Below are 16338 nucleotides of genomic sequence, written 5' to 3' on the forward strand. Positions count from 1 at the left end.
AAAAATGCAGTACCTTCTCTGCGCTTTCTCGCATGGAAGGTACTGCATTTTTGCTTGCTGCCTTATCTGTGCGGAATGGATGCTGCACGAGGCATTCAAGGGTCAAACCGGTCTGCATTCTATAATTGCTACTTGACCCAACCCGTGGTATAATGAAAGAATCGAATACTATGGGAACAAAGGACAGGGGTCAGAACAGAAAATGGCAAAACGAAAGCGAAAAACAACTGCAAAGCGCGCGTCTGCACGCAGAAAAAGCCGGGCCGAGGAGCGGATGCCGGCGGGGCTGGGCACCCTGTTTGTGGGGCTGCTGCTCATCGTGCTGGCGTTCGTGGAGGGGGACTCCGTCTGGAAGAGCGCCCACCAGATCCTATTCGGGCTGTTCGGCTGCGGCAGCTTTGTGCTGGGCGCGGCGGTGTGCTATCTGGCCATCCTCTACACCCGGGGGCAGGACCTGCTGATGCAGGTGTTCAAGCTGCTGCTGGGGCTGATCTTTGCCAGCGGCACGGTCATCGTGTTTTCGGATATCCCCGCCAACCTGACCGCTGCTCAGATGATCGCTGCCTGCTACCAGAACGGCGCGAACGCCTGGCTGGGCGGCGGCGTGCTGGGCACTCTGCTGGGCGGCAACCTGCTCCTGCTCTGCGGGCGGCCTGCGGCCAATCTGGTCATGGCGGTGCTGGCCCTGTGCGCCAGCCTGTATATTTTTGATATCACCCCTGCCGAGTGCTGGCAGTGGCTCTGCAATGTGGGCGGCGGCGTGCATGAAAAAGGCGTGGCGGTCTATGAACAGAACGCCGCCCGCCGTGCTGAGCGCCTTGCGGCCCGGCAGGCGGAAGAGGAGTACTGCGCCGAGGAGCCTGCGGACGATTACGATGACAGCTCCGATGAGGAAGACGTGCCCGGCGGCATTCCGGTGCCCGGGTGGCTGTCCGGCGTGTTCAGCTGGGGCCACAAGGTGACCAAGGAGATGGAAGGCGAAGCGGAACCTGCTCCCGTGGACGATTCTCTGGGTTACGAGCCGCCTGCGCCGGTGGAGCCGGAACCGGCTCCCGCCCAGCCTGCCCCAGCCTTTGAGCCGGTCAAGGTGACCTCCAACCATCCCCGCGCGGCGTTTGATATCGACCTTGGGCCGGATACCTCTGTTTCCGAGGGCGGCAGCGAGCCCATTGAGCCCATCATCATCGGGCCGGGCGGCACCTTTGGGCAGGACCCGCTCCAAAAGGCCCCGCCCCGGGCCATCGTCAAACCGGTGGTGCCGGATGCCGTGGAGACTGCCGCCGAGGATTTCTTCGCGCCCGCCGGATCGCCTGCTCCGGCCCCGGTGGTGAACCCCACCGTGCCGCCTGCGGCCCCGGAAGCCCCTGCGGCTGCACCGGCAGAGCCCGTGCAGCCTGAGATGCCGGTGTTCCAGACCCCCACCCTGCCCACTACGGATGAGCCGGTGGTGCCGGTGCGGGTCAGCGCGGAAAACGCGGTGGCCATGCGCAGTGAACCGGACGAGGACGGCTGGATCAGCATTACCAGCGAACCGGTGGAGGAAAAAGACCTGAACACGCTGGTGGCGGCTGCCATGGAAAAACCCGCCGCAGGCGAGCAGGCTGCCGCCACCGCCCCGGCCGAGGAGCCGGAGGTGGTGGAGACCTTCCAGTATCAGTACCCCAGCATCGAGCTGTTTGAAAAGTCTGCCGAGGAGAGTGACCCCGGTGCCCAGGACGAGCTGAAGGCCAACGCCCAGAAGCTGGTGGACACGCTGGAAAGCTTCGGCGTGCGCACCCGGGTGCTGGATATCTCGCGGGGACCCTCCGTTACCCGGTACGAGGTCCAGCCCATGGCGGGCGTGAAGATCAGCCGCATCACCTCGCTGGCCGATGATATCGCCCTGAACCTTGCCGTGGCCGATGTCCGCATGGAAGCGCCCATCCCCGGCAAGCCTGCCGTGGGCATCGAGGTGCCCAACCACAAAAAGACCCCCGTTTTTATCCGCAGTGTCTTTGAGAGCCAGGCCTTCCTGCGGATGACTTCGCCCTTGGGCGTGGCGCTGGGCAAGGACATTGCCGGTGTGGCCCAGGTGGCCGACCTGTGCAAGATGCCCCATCTGCTCATCGCGGGCAGCACCGGCAGCGGTAAATCTGTCTGTGTGAACAGCATCATCATCAGCATTCTGTTCCGCTCCAGCCCCGAGGACGTGAAGCTCATGCTCATCGACCCCAAGGTGGTGGAGCTGGCTGAATACAACGGCATCCCCCACCTGCTGATGCCCGTCATCACCGAGCCGAAAAAGGCAGCGGGCGCTCTGAGCAGCGCGGTGCAGGAGATGGAGCGCCGCTACCACCTGTTTGCGGAAAACAATGTCCGTGACATCAAATCCTTCAACAAGCTGGCGGCCACCGACCCCATGCTGGAAAAGATGCCCTATATCGCCATCATCATCGACGAGCTGGCCGATCTGATGATGGTCGTGGGCAAGGACGTGGAGGATTCCATCTGCCGGATCGCCCAGAAGGCCCGTGCCGCCGGAATGCACCTCATCGTTGCCACCCAGCGCCCCAGCGTGGATGTCATCACTGGCCTGATCAAGGCCAACATCCCCAGCCGCATTGCCTTTGCTGTGTCCAGCCAGGTGGACAGCCGCACCATTCTGGATGGTGCCGGTGCCGAGAAGCTGCTGGGCCAGGGCGATATGCTCTTTATGCCTGTGGGCGCGCCCAAGCCGGTGCGTATCCAGGGCACCTTTGTGCGGGATGAGGAGATCAGCCGCGTGCTGGACTTCATCAAGCAGAGCGCCACCGTCCAGTACGACGAGGCCATGATCGAAGCCATGGAAAAGCACGCCATTCAGGATGGCAAGAAGGGCGCATCCTCTGCAGATGCGGATGAGGAGACCGGCAGCGACCCGATGCTCAAGCAGGCCGTTGAGGTGGTCATTGATGCCGGGCAGGCATCCACCAGCCTGCTGCAGCGCCGCTGTAAGCTGGGTTATGCCCGCGCCGCCCGCATCATGGATGAGATGGAGCAGAAGGGCATCATCGGCCCCTATGAGGGTGCCAAACCCCGCGCAGTTCTCATCAGCCGCCAGCAGTGGCTGGAAATGCAGATGAATCAGCCGGATGAATGAACAAATTTTGAGGAGCAAGGAGAAAAATGCAGCGACCTCTGACTTGTGTTGAAATATGTGCGGGCGCAGGAGGACAGGCTTTAGGCTTGGCAATGGCTGGTTTTGTCCATGTGGCGCTTGTAGAATATGAACGGGATTATTGTAAAGTTCTGAAAGATAATCGCCCGGAATGGAATGTGATCTGTGCGGACGTTCACAGTTTTGATGGACGGCCATACAAAGGTGTGGATTTGCTGGCTGGTGGTGTTCCGTGTCCGCCGTTTTCTGTTGCAGGAAAGCAATTAGGTAAGGATGATGAGCGTGACCTGTTTCCGGAAGCAATTCGTTTGATTCGAGAGATTCGTCCAAGAGCTGTTATGCTGGAAAATGTTCGAGGTTTTCTGGACTCTGGCTTCGAGGAATACCGAGACCATATTTTTACAGAGATAAAGAAGCTAGGGTATGTTACACACATTAAATTATTGAATGCCTCAGATTATGGGGTACCCCAGCTTCGTCCAAGGGTTGTTATAGTTGGAATCCGAAAAGATCAGGCAGGGGCATTTGAATATCCACAAGAGCATCCAGGAGAATCTCCTACGGTTGGAGAGACACTGTGCGATCTGATGTCACAAAATGGATGGAAAGGTGCAAAAAAATGGGCTGAAGGAGCTGATAGGATTGCACCTACACTGGTTGGAGGCTCTAAAAAGCATGGCGGACCGGACCTTGGCCCGACAAGAGCAAAAAATGCATGGGCAGAGCTTGGCGTTGACGGAAAGGGAATTGCAAATGAGGCACCGGAACCGGATTTTGACGGGATGCCTCGACTGACGAGCCGGATGATGGCAAGAATTCAGGGGTTCCCTGACACATGGACTTTTGGAAATAAAAAAACTGTTGCGTGCAGAATGATTGGCAATGCTTTTCCGCCACCGGTGGCGCAGGCTGTTGGAATTGAAATCAGGAGGTGCTTAGAAAATGCCGAAAGATGAAGTCTTGATTGCAATGGAACGCAAGAGATACCATGAGAGACTGCTGCAGACTGGTACATTGGCAATCAATGCAAATGGTGTTGCCACAAATGCAGACAAAGACAGTGTGATATCTGTAATGATTGCTAAAGGAATTGCCGAGCAACTGATGGCAGAAACCAATGAGCGTGTTGCAGGTCAAACAGCAGGAGCGTCATTTGAAATGCTTACGATGGAGTTTGTAAAGAGAACGTTCCCACAGCTGCAACATCTTAGACCGGGCAATTGGGAAGTCCTTAAACTTGGAAATAGAAGCAGGACGAAAACATCAACATTCGCTCAATATGAACATTTGGCGTATTTGACCGAACTGACAAAAGCTAACAGAAAATTGTCAGCTATGATTGGAAATGACTATATGGTAGCACCTGATATCGTTGTTTACCGAAACCTTTGTTCTGATGAGGAAATAAACGCAACAGAACCTATCGTAAATGATACTGTGTGTCGGTATGCTGATTTGAGAGAAAAGAATGGTGGCAAAGCAATCTTACATGCTTCTGTTTCGGCAAAATGGACAATGAGATCGGATCGAGCACAAAACAGTCGTACGGAAGCATTAAATCTGATTCGTAATAGAAAAGGGCATCTTCCGCATATTGTTGTTGTCACGGGAGAACCTCTTCCATCCAGAATTGCATCACTTGCACTTGGGACAGGGGACATTGATTGTGTATATCACTTTGCTTTGCCGGAATTGATTGCATCAGTTAACTCAACAGAACGGGCAGATGTGATAGAAACACTTAAAACATTGGTGGAAGGAAAAAGATTGAAAGATATTTCGGATTTGCCGTTAGACCTTTCCGTATAATGAGATGAATTGCGTTCTAAAAGACTTCATAAGTGTGAAGTGAGGATATAAAGGATATGCAGGAAAATACTTCCCCGATCTACACCGAATTTCTTCCCATCAGCCGGGCGGACATGGAAGCCCGGGGGTGGGATCAGCTGGACTTTGTGGTGGTGGGCGGCGATGCCTACGTTGACCACCCCAGCTTTGGCACCGCCATCATCAGCCGCCTGCTGGAGGCCGAGGGCTATAAGGTCGGCGTGCTGGCCCAGCCCCGCTATTCCGACTGCGAGGACTTCAAGCGGTTCGGCAGGCCGAAGTACGGCTTTTTCATCGGCGGCGGCAACGTGGACAGCATGGTGAGCCACTACTCTGTGGCAAAAATTCCGCGTGCCGAGGACGAATACTCTCCCGGCGGCATCGGCGGCGCGCGGCCTGACCGCAGCGCCACCGTTTACACCAGGCTGGCCAAGGAGGCCTACCCCGACCTGCCTGTGATCCTGGGCGGTCTGGAGGCTTCTCTGCGCCGGTTTGCCCACTACGATTACTGGCTGGACACCGTTCTGCCCAGCATTGCAGAGGACTCCGGAGCCGATCTCATCAGCTTTGGCATGGGCGAGCACCAGACCGTGGAGATCGCCCGGCGGCTGGCGGCAGGGGAGCCGGTGGAGTCCATCACCGATGTGGACGGCACCTGCTACCTGACCGACTTCGACCACCTGCCCGAAAAGTATGTGGAGTGCGCCGGTTTCCGGAAAGTGGCCTCCGATAAGGTGGCCTACGCCAGAGCCTGCCGCATCCAGATGGACAATCAGGATGTGGTCAGCGGCCAGATCATTGTCCAGAAGCAGAGTGAAAAGTACCTTGTGCAGAACATCCCGGCAAAGCCGCTGGTGCGCTGGGAGTTGGACAAGGTGTATGCGCTGCCCTACACCCGCCGCTACCACCCCATCTACGAGAGCATGGGCGGCGTGCCTGCCATCCGGGAGGTGCAGTTCTCCATCATCCAGAACCGCGGCTGCTTCGGCGGCTGCAACTTCTGCGCCATCCAGCTGCATCAGGGCCGCCGGGTCACCAGCCGCAGTGCCGACAGCATCGTGGCCGAGGCCGAGCGGATGACCCACGAGCCTGATTTCAAGGGCTACATCCACGATATCGGCGGCCCCACCGCCAACTTCCGGTTCCCATCCTGCCGGGAGCAGATGCTGCGGGGCATGTGCAATGGCGGCAAGCACTGCCTGGCCCCCACCACCTGCTCCCACATGATCGTGGATCACAGCGATTACCTCAAGATCCTGCGCCGTGTCCGGGAACTGCCCGGCGTAAAAAAGGTGTTCATCCGCAGCGGCATCCGGTTCGATTACCTGATGGCCGACCCGGACGACACCTTCTTCAAGGAGCTGGTGGAATACCACGTTTCCGGCCAGCTGAAGGTGGCCCCGGAGCACTGCGCCCCCAATACACTGGCCTACATGGGCAAGCCGCCCATCCAGACCTTCAACAAGTTCAAGGATAAGTTCTACGAGCTGAGCAAGAAGGCGGGCAAAAAGCAGTATCTCGTGCCCTACCTGATGTCCAGCCACCCGGGCAGCACCCTGAGCGATGCCGTCTATCTGGCCGAGTATCTCTACAAAAACCACATGCGCCCCGAGCAGGTGCAGGATTTCTATCCCACCCCCGGCACGGTGAGTACCTGCATGTTCTACACCGGCCTTGACCCCTACACCCTCAAGCCTGTGTTCGTGGAAAAGACTGCGGAGGGAAAAGCGCTCCAGCGCGCCCTGCTCCAGTATTACGAGCCCCGCAATGCCGAAAAGGTCATCAAGGCGCTGAAAATGACCCACAGGGAGGACCTGATCCCGCTTCTGGTGCCCGCCGAGGGCCGCCGCGCGGTCCAGCGCTCTGCCCGCCGGGCCGAGCCTGCCGAGGTGACCATCCACAACGACGGCACCTATACCGTCCGCCCCAACAAGGGCAGGGGAGGCAGGAATCAGAGCCGCGGAACCGCTCCGGCCCGCACCGCAGGCGGCCGCCAGCCCAGCCCCGGCGCACGCTTTGCGCCCAACGGTACGGCACCCCGTAAGCCGAAGAATGATCAACAGAAAGAGAATACAGCGTGGAAAACTTCAAAAAAGAAAAAGTAAGCTTTTGGCGGCGCATTGCCGCTCTGGCCCTGGCGGCGGCGCTGGCCCTTGGTCTTGCCGCCTGTGATGCCTCGGCGGTGGTGCCGGGCAGCAGCACCCCTACGGTCAGCACTGCCCAGCCTGCCGGAGACGGCCAGACCGCCAACTTTGAGATGCACTTCCTGGATGTGGGGCAGGCCCTGAGCGTGCTGGTGGAATGTGACGGCCAGTATATGCTCTACGACGGCGGCAACGTGGACGATGGCAGCTATGTCGTCTCTTACCTGCAGAATCTCGGCGTGGAGGAGCTGCAGTATGTGTTCTGCTCCCACGCCCACGAGGATCATGTGGGCGGCCTGTCCGCTGCGCTGGCCTATTTCCCGGCAGACCATGTGTACAGCCCCGTGACGGAAGCCTCCACCAAATGCTTTCAGGATTTCGTCAAGTACACCCAGCAGCAGGGCCTGCAGGTGGAGGTGCCCGCCGTGGGCACGGTCTGGCCGCTGGGCAGCGCCACTGTGACCATGCTGGGCCCTGTGGCGCAGTATGATAATACCAACGATACCTCCATCGTTCTGCGGGTGGATTATGGCTCCACCAGCTTTCTGCTCACCGGCGATATGGAATCGGATGCGGAACGCGATCTTGTGAACAGCGGGGCCAACCTGAAGGCAGATGTTCTGCAGGTGGGCCACCACGGCTCCAGCACCAGCACGAGTTACATCTTCCTGAACGCCGTCCTGCCCGAGATGGGAATCATCTCCTGTGGTGTGAACAACAAGTACGGCCACCCCCACGAGGAGACCCTGAGCATCCTGCGGGATGCGGGCGTGGATGTTTACCGCACGGACCTGCTGGGGGCCATCGTGATCGGTTCCGATGGACAGAACTATACCATCCGCACCGAGAAAACGGCCACCGATGCCGAGCTTAACCCCACCGACCCGGCGGCAGCGTCCACCGCGCAGCAGGGGTATATCGGCAACGTGAACAGCAAAAAGTTCCACCTGCCCAGCTGTGCCAATCTCCCTGCGGAGAAGAACCAGATCCTCTTCTCCAGCTACGAGGAGGCCATTGCGGCAGGGTACAGCCCGTGCTCGAGCTGCATCAAGTAAACGCATATCAAACAAGCAGCGCCCTGCCGGGACAAACCGGCAGGGCGCTGCTGTTTTCTGGGATCATTTTTTTCGCTTCTTGAAATCGACCGGCAGCGTTGTCCACCGCTTCCGGAAGAGGTACGCCGCATCCTTGGGCTGGCGCTGGCGGGTGAAGATGCCTTTTTTGTTGCCGTCCACCCGCAGGATGCCCTCGGTGGTCTGGAAATCGGCAAAATTCCACACCAGCTCACCCTGTACGAAATCGTAGTGGTCGAACACGGCGTGGGTCATCTCCAGATATTCATTCTGGTACTCGGCACTCCACATCACACTGGGGAGCTTGTGCGCACCGCTCAGGTTGTCGGTGCCGTACTCAGTGAAGATGAGCGGGCGACCATGCAGGACTTTTGCCCAGCCGTCCATCTCATGGTGGAAGGCGGCTTCGGCATCCGCCAGCCCGGCCCCGCCCAGTACATACCAGCCATAGTAGCGGTTCAGGCTGACGAAATCGGCAAAACGCTGGCCCTTGCTGGTGTCTGGCAGGCTGGTCATCAGGACCGTATAAGTACGGGGGCGCTTCTGAGGGTCGAGGCGGCGGGCCAGCTCGAACAGGGGCTTGAAGTATTCCTCAGTGCCCGCGCTGGTGCACTGAGGCTCGTTGAGCAGGCTCCATGCGATGACCGAGGGGTGGTTTTTGTCCCGGTCGATCATATCGGTCAGGGCTGCCTTGTGGTTCTTGAGCAGCACAGGCGTGGTCTCCTTCTCAAAAAAGCCCTGCTGCCTGCCGTTGCCCTGATTGGCGGCCAGGAAGTTGGCCGTGCTCTGCATAAAGCCCACGGCGGGGACTTCGTCAATGATGAGGAAGCCCTCTTCATCGGCCATCTGGTAGATCTCCTCAGCGTAGGGGTAGTGGCTGGTGCGGAAGCAGTTTGCGCCGATCCACTTCATCAGCTCGAAATCCCGCTTGACGGTGGGCAGGTCGAGCCCACGGCCCCGGATGTCGGCATCCTCGTGCCGGCCGAAGCCCCGCAGATAGACCGGGCTGCCGTTGAGCAGGAAACGCCCGTGCCGGATCTCAAAGGTGCGGATGCCGATCCGGTCCAGATACTCGTCCACCACCGCGCTGCCCTCGTGGATGCGGATGACCAGATCGTAGAGATAGGCGGCGTGGACATTCCACAGCTTGGCGTTTTTGACCACCAGCGTACCGGTGGTGCCGGAGCTTTCGGCCACCCGGGTGGTGCCGTCGTAAAGCTCCACAGTCACGGGGTGGGGGCCGTTGGTGGACACGGTATAGTCGATCTCGGCCCCGGTCTCGGTCAGGCGGTATCGGGTGGAATAGTCCAGCACCCGCTCCTTGGGCAGGGCCATCAGCCAGACGGGCCGGTGGATGCCGGCGTAGTTGTAAAAATCAAAGTAGGGTGCGGCGATCTTTCTGCCGTCCGCAAGGGTGCGGGTGGTGCCTGCGGGCAGCATCGTCTCGCTGAGCTCGTTATTCGCCAGAACACTGAGCTTGTTGAACTGGTTGTAGCGCACGATGTTGGTCACGGTGGCATCAAAGGGCAGGAAGCCGCCCTCGTGCTGGGCCACCTCCACGCCATTGACGAAGACCCGGGCCCGGTGGGTGACCGAGCCAAACCGGAGAACGATGTCCCAGCCGCTCCATTCCGCAGGGACAAAAAAACTGGTCTCGTACCAGAAATCACCGCAGTATTCGCGGGAGGCCTTATCGGTGAACAGGTCGCAGAAGGAGGCGGGCACCGGCATGGAAAGAGAGGAGGGCAGGTCCAGCGCCCATCCGTCCTCCACACCCTTGCTCTCGGGGTCGAAGCTGAAACGCCACATCCCGTCCAGGCCGATGAGACGGCGGGTGGTGGTAGCGCGGGGATACAGCAGGGAGCGGTTCATCAGGATGACCTCACATTCATCAGCCCGGCGGCATTTTGCGTGCCACAGGGGCGTTTATTGTCTTTATACCCAGTATGACAGAAATTTTATAAAAGGGATAGAAAGATTTTTGAATAAATCCAGACTTTTTTCAGGAAAACAGGCGCTGCTCTGGGCAGAATACCTATTATCTCCGGCTGGATTTAAAAACTTCCGTAAAGAGTGCCACAAAAAGTGAATGCTGGGAAAAAGAGGGAAAAACAGAATGTGAACGAACTGTGAAAATGTACAAAAACAATACCTTAAAATTGTACGAATTCACCTAAAAAATATTCTAACATTTTTTGATAAAAGTTTGTCATAATATTGGGGTACAAACTTGGATACAGCAGAAGGGACGCTGTGCCGTTTGAATTGACCACCGAAGGAGAATACAATGGCAAATGAAATGCAAAAGACCACCCCGTTTGGGATGCGGGACAAGGTCGGCTATATGTTCGGCGATTTCGCCAACGATTTTACTTTTATCCTGTCGTCCAGCTTCCTGATGAAGTTTTATACCGACGTGATGGGCGTGAGCGCCGGTGTTGTGGGCATGATCATGATGATCGCCCGCTTTGTGGATGCTTTCACCGATGTGACCATGGGCCAGATCGTGGACCGCTCCAACCCCACCAGGGACGGCAAATTCCGCCCCTGGCTCAAGCGGATGTGCGGCCCTGTGGCCATCGCATCCTTCCTCATCTTCCAGTCCGGTCTGGCTGGGATGTCCTACGGCTTCAAGGTGGTATGGCTCTTTGTGACCTATATCCTGTGGGGCTCCATCTTCTACACCTCCGTCAACATCCCTTACGGCTCCATGGCCTCCGCCATCTCTGCTGACCCCAAGGACCGCGCAGAGCTGTCCACCTGGCGTACCATCGGCAGCACCCTGGCCAGCCTTGTGATCGGCGTTGGCACCCCCATGGTGGCTTACGTCACCGTCAATGGTCAGACGGTCCTCTCTGGCAGCCGCATGACCATCATTGCAGGCGTTTTCTCTGTCTGCGCCATCCTCTGCTACCTGCTCTGCTTCAACCTGGTGCGTGAGCGTGTGGACGTGCCTGCCAACAACAGCAAGATGGACATTGGCAAGATGCTCAAGAGCGTGTTCACCAACCGTGCCCTGCTGGGTATCATTGCTGCCGCCCTCTTCCTGCTGCTGGCCATGCTGACCATGCAGGGCATGGCTGGCTATGTGTTCCCCAACTTCTACGGCAGCGCCGCCGCCCAGTCTACCGCTTCTCTGCTGAGCAGCGTGCTGATCCTGCTCGTCTGCGCACCCTTTGCCTCCAAGCTGGCCAGCCGGTTCGGTAAAAAGGAGCTGGCCACTGTATCCTGCATCGTGGCCACGGTGCTGGAGGTCATCTGCTTTGTTCTCAAGCCCGCCAATGTCTGGGTCTATGTCGGCTTCTTCTGCGCCGCCTTCATCTGCCTGGGCTTCTTCAACACCATCATCTGGGCAATGATCACCGATGTCATCGATGATTCCGAGGTCCGCAACGGCATCCGTGAGGACGGCACCATCTATGCGGTCTACTCCTTTGCCCGCAAGCTGGGTCAGGCGTTCTCTTCCGGCCTGACCGGCGGCCTGCTGACCATGATCGGCTACAGCGCCGCCACTGCCTTTGACCCGGAGGTCACCATGGGCATCTTCAACATCTCCTGTATTGCCCCCGCCATCGGCTTTGTGGCCGTGGCCCTGAGCCTGTTCTTCATCTACCCCCTGACCAAACAGAAGGTGGAGGAGAACGTGGCCGCACTGGCACAGCGCCATAATAAGTAAGGAAACGGATCAAGCCGCCCACGGGAAATTCCTGTGGGCGGCTTGTTTCTGCTTCAAAATTGATGTATACTAATATATCAGGAATGCCACAATGGCACGAGCGGAACAACAGGAAAAAGGAGCGGTGTACGATGCGGGTGGATCCTTTGCAGATCCTTACAAAGCTGGCAGCGGTGCAGAATATCCCGACCCGGCGGGTCACCCCGCCCTTTGAGGGGCTGGAAGAGTTTGACTACGGCCTGCGGCGATCACTGGACCCCCAGTTCGACTGGCAGGAGTTCGGCCAGCTGCTGCTGGACAGCACCCCTGAAAATACCCTGCTGCTGGTGGAGGGCACCTTTGAGCTGCACTTTGCCCTGTTCCGCATCCCCGATGAAAAAAACACGGTCTTTCTCATTGGACCCTGGACGGTGGGCCCCCGCACCCCGAGCGCCCGCAAATGGGTCAGGCGCTATCTGGGGGAAGCCGGAGAGGCCGCTGTGCAGGAGTACTACAACGGCGTGAAGATCCTGGAGGCCAGTGATTTCTATGGAGCTTTGCGGGTTGTGGTGGATACGATGTTCGGCTGCACTGTCCCGGTGCAGGAGCTGAAGGAATTCCTGCCCTTCCAGTTCCACCCGGATACCCGCTATTTCCACGAGCCGGAGTTCCAGAAGGAGATCCCGGTCACCATGCTGGAGCAGCGGTATGAATCGGAGAACCGCATTCTGGACGCGGTGGCCCGGGGCGATGAGGAAGCCGCCATCGAGGCCATGCACCAGCACTCCCGCTTTACCTATGGCGGCCGGTTCGAGGGGACACTCTACCAGCAGAAGAACAAGATGATCGTGCTGAACACCCTGCTGCGTAAGGCCATTGAACCCAGCAAGGTGCATCCCTATTATATTGATGCCATTTCCAGCAAGTACAGCCGCATCATTGAGGAAGCCAACGAGGTGCCCAACGAGATGATGTGGCAGATGACGCGGGATTACTGTGCCTATGTCCGCCGCTACTCGCTGAAGGAGTATTCGCCCGCGGTGCAGAAGGTGATGAACTACGTCAACCTGAACGTGGCCGAGCCGCTGACGCTGAAAAGTCTGGCTGCCATGTGCTTCATCAGCCCATCGTACCTGTCGGCATTGTTCAAGCAGGAGACCGGCAGCACTCTGATCGATTATATCAACACCCAGCGCGTCAACCGCGCGGCCCAGCTGCTGGTGCAGAACAACCACACCATTGCCGCCGTGGCCGAGGAAGTGGGCATTCTGGACGTGAATTATTTTACAAAGATCTTCAAAAAGACGCTGGGAGTCACCCCCACCCGCTACCGCCGCGAACACAAAGAAAAGTGAAAAATGAAAAAAATGCCCGGTTTTTCCCGGAAATGTACGTTTTGTGCAAAACTCCCGGAAAAAACGGGCATTTTCTGTACAGAGAAATTTGTTGCATGAACAGAACGATGCTGTAACCATTTTGAAAGGATTTATGGATTTTTGGCATGGAATTTGGATGTATGTTGCATTTTTGACTGATTTTGTGCTTGATAGCAAAAAGAATGTTGTACACAACAATATCAACTGTGAAGAGTGCACAAAGAAATGACCGGAATCTTGTGAACTTGTCCCATTGCGAATGATTTTCCAGACGGTTATAATACAAACAGAAACCATGGAACATACATGTAAGTATATTCCATGAGATGCTGTGATATGCGAATGAAGGAGAACAAGATTATGAAAATGATTTCCCGTCGTGACTTTATGAAGGCTTCTGCTGTTGTGGGTGCTGCCGGCGTTCTGACCGCCTGCGGCGGCTCCTCCAGCTCCACTGCTGCTTCCTCTACCGCCGCTTCCTCTGCAGCTGCTTCTGCGGCTGCTTCTGAGGCTGCAACCGGCAGCGCAAACGTCGGTGTCTGCATCTATCAGTTTGCTGATAACTTTATGACCCTGTACCGCACCGACCTGGAAGAGTACCTGAAGGATAAGGGCTACGCCGTGACCATCGTTGATGGCAAGAACGACCAGAACACCCAGACCGAGCAGATCAACACCTTCCTGCAGCAGGGCGTTGACGTTCTGATCATCAACCCTGTTCAGACCACTTCTGCACAGACCATCGTGGATACCATTTCTCCCTCCGGCACTCCCATCGTCTTCATCAACCGTGAGCCCGAGAAGGCTGTTCTGGACTCCTACGCAGGCAAGTGCTGCTACGTTGGCGCTGACGCACGTCAGTCCGGTACTTACCAGGGCGAGCTGATCCTGGAGACCGAGACCCAGGGCGATATCAACGGCGACGGCAAGATCACTTACATCATGTGCAAGGGCGACCCCGAGAACATCGATGCTCAGTACCGCACCGAGTACTCCATCAAGGCTCTGACCGATGCCGATAAGGAAGTGGAGTGCCTGTACGAGTACCTGGACAACTGGGATCAGACCACCGCACAGCAGGACGTTGCAAACGCTCTGGCACAGTACGGCGAGAAGATCGAAGTTGTGTTCTGCAACAACGACGCAATGGCTCTGGGTGCTCTGCAGTCCATCGAGCAGGCTGGCCGTACCGTTGGCAAGGACATCTACCTGGTCGGTGTTGACGCACTGAAAGAGGCTGTCCAGAACGTTGTTGACGGCAAGATGACCGGTACCGTTCTGAACGACGACGTGGGCCAGGCTACCAAGGCTGCCGAGGCTACTCAGCTGTTTGTTGAGGGCAAGGACGTTGAGGAGTACTACTGGGTCGACTACGTCAAGGTCACTACCGAGAACGCAGCACAGTACCTCTAATTCCTGTAGCACAAAACTCACGTTTGCAAGGTACGCAGTGAGTCCTATGGCTTGGTAAAAGCTTAAAAGCGCGTGCGTGCGAGATTTCTCTCGGGCGCACGCGCCTTCTTTTAGAAAGGACGCACCGCGCGGCCTGCAAATTGCAAGATAAGGAGGCTCTGCGGAATGTCAGAATACCGTCTGGTAATGAAAGGCGTGGTCAAGACCTTCCCCGGCGTAAAAGCGCTGGACCACGCGCAGTTGGAGCTCCGCCCCGGTAAAGTTATGGCCCTGATGGGCGAAAACGGTGCCGGTAAGTCCACCCTGATGAAGTGCATGTTCGGCATTTACAAGATGGACGAGGGCGAGATCGAATACGAGGGAGAAAAGGTCGTTATTGCGAACCCGTTGGAAGCACTGGGCCGCGGCATTGCCATGGTGCATCAGGAGCTGCAGCCCATCCCGGCCCGTACCGTGGCTGAGAATATCTGGCTGGGCCGCTACCCCACCAAGAAGTATGGCCCGGTGACCACAGTGGACCATGCTAAAATGTACAAGGACACCGATGCACTGCTGAAGAAGCTGAAGCTGCAGATCAATTCCCACGCAAAGCTGGGCAGCCTGAGCATTGCCCAGATGCAGATGGTGGAAATTGCAAAGGCTGTTTCCGCAAACTGCAAGGTGCTGATCCTGGACGAGCCCACCTCCTCCCTGACCGCCAACGAAGTGGAATCGCTGTTCCGCATCATGCGCGAGCTGAAGGAGCAGGGCGTTGCACTGGTTTACATCAGCCACAAGATGGATGAGATCAAGGTCATTGCTGACGAAGTGACCATCATGCGTGACGGCCATTACATCGGCAAGTGGGACGTTGCCAACATGACCAAGGAGCAGATCATCGCCAAGATGGTCGGCCGTGAGCTGTCCAATCTGTTCCCGCCGCTGGAGAACCACCCCTCCGAGGAAGTGATGATGAAGGTGGAGGACTTCACCTCCATCCATCCGCGCTCCTTCCGCCATTGCAGCTTTGAGCTGAAAAAGGGCGAGATCCTGGGCGTGGCTGGTCTGGTGGGCGCACAGCGCACCGAACTGATGGAAGGCATCTTTGGTCTGCGTGCACACACCTCCGGCAGGGTGTGGATCAAGGGCGAAGAGGTCCACATCAAGCAGCCCCGCGATGCCATCCGGAAGAGCGTGGCTCTGCTGACCGAGGACCGCCGCGCAACCGGCATCATGGGTGTGCTGAGCGTGGCCGATAACATCTCCATTGCATCGCTGGATGCCCTGCGCAAGGGCCCCATCATGCTGGATGACAAGAAGATTTTGGATCTGGTGGCGACCAATAAGGAAAAGATGGCTATCAAGGTGCCCAGCCCCAAGACCCAGATCAAGAGCCTGTCCGGCGGCAACCAGCAGAAGGTGCTGATCGCCCGCTGGCTGGCAAATAACCCCGATGTCCTGATCCTGGACGAGCCCACCCGCGGCATCGACGTTGGTGCAAAGTACGAGATCTACTGCATCATTGCCGATCTGGCCAAGCAGGGCAAGAGCATCATTATGATCTCCTCTGAAATGAGCGAGATCATTGGCATGTCCAACCGCGTCATGGTCATGTGCGATGGCCGCGTCACCGGCTTCATCGACGGCAAGGACGCGACCCAGGAGAACATCATGGAGCTGGCTACCCAGTTTGAGACCGCGCCCGAAACGGCAGCGGCCAATCAGTAAACAAGGA

10 protein-coding genes are annotated in these 16338 nt (G+C 57.4%); 9 read left to right on the forward strand and 1 reads right to left on the reverse strand.

Going from position 1 to position 16338, the window contains the following annotated elements; all coding sequences use genetic code 11:
* Positions 1-202 precede the first annotated feature (202 nt).
* From J3351_RS09565 to J3351_RS09585, 5 genes are read left to right on the forward strand one after another with little or no spacing between them, the layout of a single operon-like run.
* Entirely contained in the window at positions 203-3118 is a 2916-nt protein-coding gene (locus J3351_RS09565; protein WP_207697608.1) for a DNA translocase FtsK, read from the forward strand.
* Positions 3119-3144: 26 nt separating this feature from the next.
* Entirely contained in the window at positions 3145-4092 is a 948-nt protein-coding gene (locus J3351_RS09570) for a DNA cytosine methyltransferase (RefSeq protein WP_156060527.1), read from the forward strand.
* Positions 4079-4945, forward strand: a complete 867-nt coding sequence (locus tag J3351_RS09575) for an NgoMIV family type II restriction endonuclease (protein WP_005931608.1) — start codon at positions 4079-4081, stop codon at positions 4943-4945. The genes J3351_RS09570 and J3351_RS09575 overlap by 14 nt, the downstream gene beginning before the upstream one ends.
* Positions 4946-5001: 56 nt before the next feature.
* On the forward strand, positions 5002-7068 hold the full coding sequence (locus J3351_RS09580) for a YgiQ family radical SAM protein (protein ID WP_156060529.1): 2067 nt from the start codon (positions 5002-5004) through the stop codon (positions 7066-7068).
* Positions 7041-8162 (forward strand): MBL fold metallo-hydrolase, encoded by a 1122-nt coding sequence (locus tag J3351_RS09585; RefSeq protein WP_207697609.1) that lies wholly within the window; start codon positions 7041-7043, stop codon positions 8160-8162. The genes J3351_RS09580 and J3351_RS09585 overlap by 28 nt, the downstream gene beginning before the upstream one ends.
* 63 nt (positions 8163-8225) lie before the next feature.
* Here the strand turns inward: J3351_RS09585 and uidA are convergent, their stop codons facing one another.
* On the reverse strand, positions 8226-10052 hold the full coding sequence (uidA, locus tag J3351_RS09590; protein ID WP_207697610.1) for a beta-glucuronidase: 1827 nt from the start codon (positions 10050-10052) through the stop codon (positions 8226-8228).
* A 415-nt stretch (positions 10053-10467) separates the two neighbouring features.
* Between uidA and J3351_RS09595 the strand changes: the two genes are divergently transcribed.
* The 4 genes from J3351_RS09595 (at position 10468) to J3351_RS09610 (ending at position 16331) form a co-directional block, all read left to right on the forward strand.
* A complete protein-coding gene (locus J3351_RS09595; protein WP_207697611.1) occupies positions 10468-11856 on the forward strand; it encodes an MFS transporter in 1389 nt (462 codons plus the stop codon).
* 131 nt (positions 11857-11987) lie between these two features.
* Positions 11988-13190, forward strand: coding sequence for an AraC family transcriptional regulator (locus J3351_RS09600; RefSeq protein ID WP_156058488.1), 1203 nt, complete (start codon positions 11988-11990; stop codon positions 13188-13190).
* Positions 13191-13571: 381 nt separating this feature from the next.
* Positions 13572-14624, forward strand: a complete 1053-nt coding sequence (locus tag J3351_RS09605) for a substrate-binding domain-containing protein (RefSeq protein ID WP_242699369.1) — start codon at positions 13572-13574, stop codon at positions 14622-14624.
* A gap of 165 nt (positions 14625-14789) precedes the next feature.
* Complete coding sequence (locus J3351_RS09610) at positions 14790-16331, forward strand: sugar ABC transporter ATP-binding protein (RefSeq protein WP_207697613.1); 1542 nt, start codon at positions 14790-14792, stop codon at positions 16329-16331.
* Positions 16332-16338: the final 7 nt, after the last annotated feature.

Source organism: Faecalibacterium sp. Marseille-Q0746 (assembly GCF_017377595.1).
GTDB classification, from domain to species: Bacteria; Bacillota; Clostridia; order Oscillospirales; family Ruminococcaceae; genus Faecalibacterium; species Faecalibacterium duncaniae.

Excerpts from the sequence above, each read along its gene's own strand:
- J3351_RS09565 (WP_207697608.1), top strand. The coding sequence starts at position 203 with ATGGCAAAACGAAAGCGAAAAACAACTGCAAAGCGCGCGTCTGCACGC.
- J3351_RS09570 (WP_156060527.1), top strand. The coding sequence starts at position 3,145 with ATGCAGCGACCTCTGACTTGTGTTGAAATATGTGCGGGCGCAGGAGGA.
- J3351_RS09575 (WP_005931608.1), top strand. The coding sequence starts at position 4,079 with ATGCCGAAAGATGAAGTCTTGATTGCAATGGAACGCAAGAGATACCAT.
- J3351_RS09580 (WP_156060529.1), top strand. The coding sequence starts at position 5,002 with ATGCAGGAAAATACTTCCCCGATCTACACCGAATTTCTTCCCATCAGC.
- uidA (WP_207697610.1), bottom strand. The coding sequence starts at position 10,052 with ATGAACCGCTCCCTGCTGTATCCCCGCGCTACCACCACCCGCCGTCTC.
- J3351_RS09595 (WP_207697611.1), top strand. The coding sequence starts at position 10,468 with ATGGCAAATGAAATGCAAAAGACCACCCCGTTTGGGATGCGGGACAAG.
- J3351_RS09600 (WP_156058488.1), top strand. The coding sequence starts at position 11,988 with ATGCGGGTGGATCCTTTGCAGATCCTTACAAAGCTGGCAGCGGTGCAG.
- J3351_RS09605 (WP_242699369.1), top strand. The coding sequence starts at position 13,572 with ATGAAAATGATTTCCCGTCGTGACTTTATGAAGGCTTCTGCTGTTGTG.
- J3351_RS09610 (WP_207697613.1), top strand. The coding sequence starts at position 14,790 with ATGTCAGAATACCGTCTGGTAATGAAAGGCGTGGTCAAGACCTTCCCC.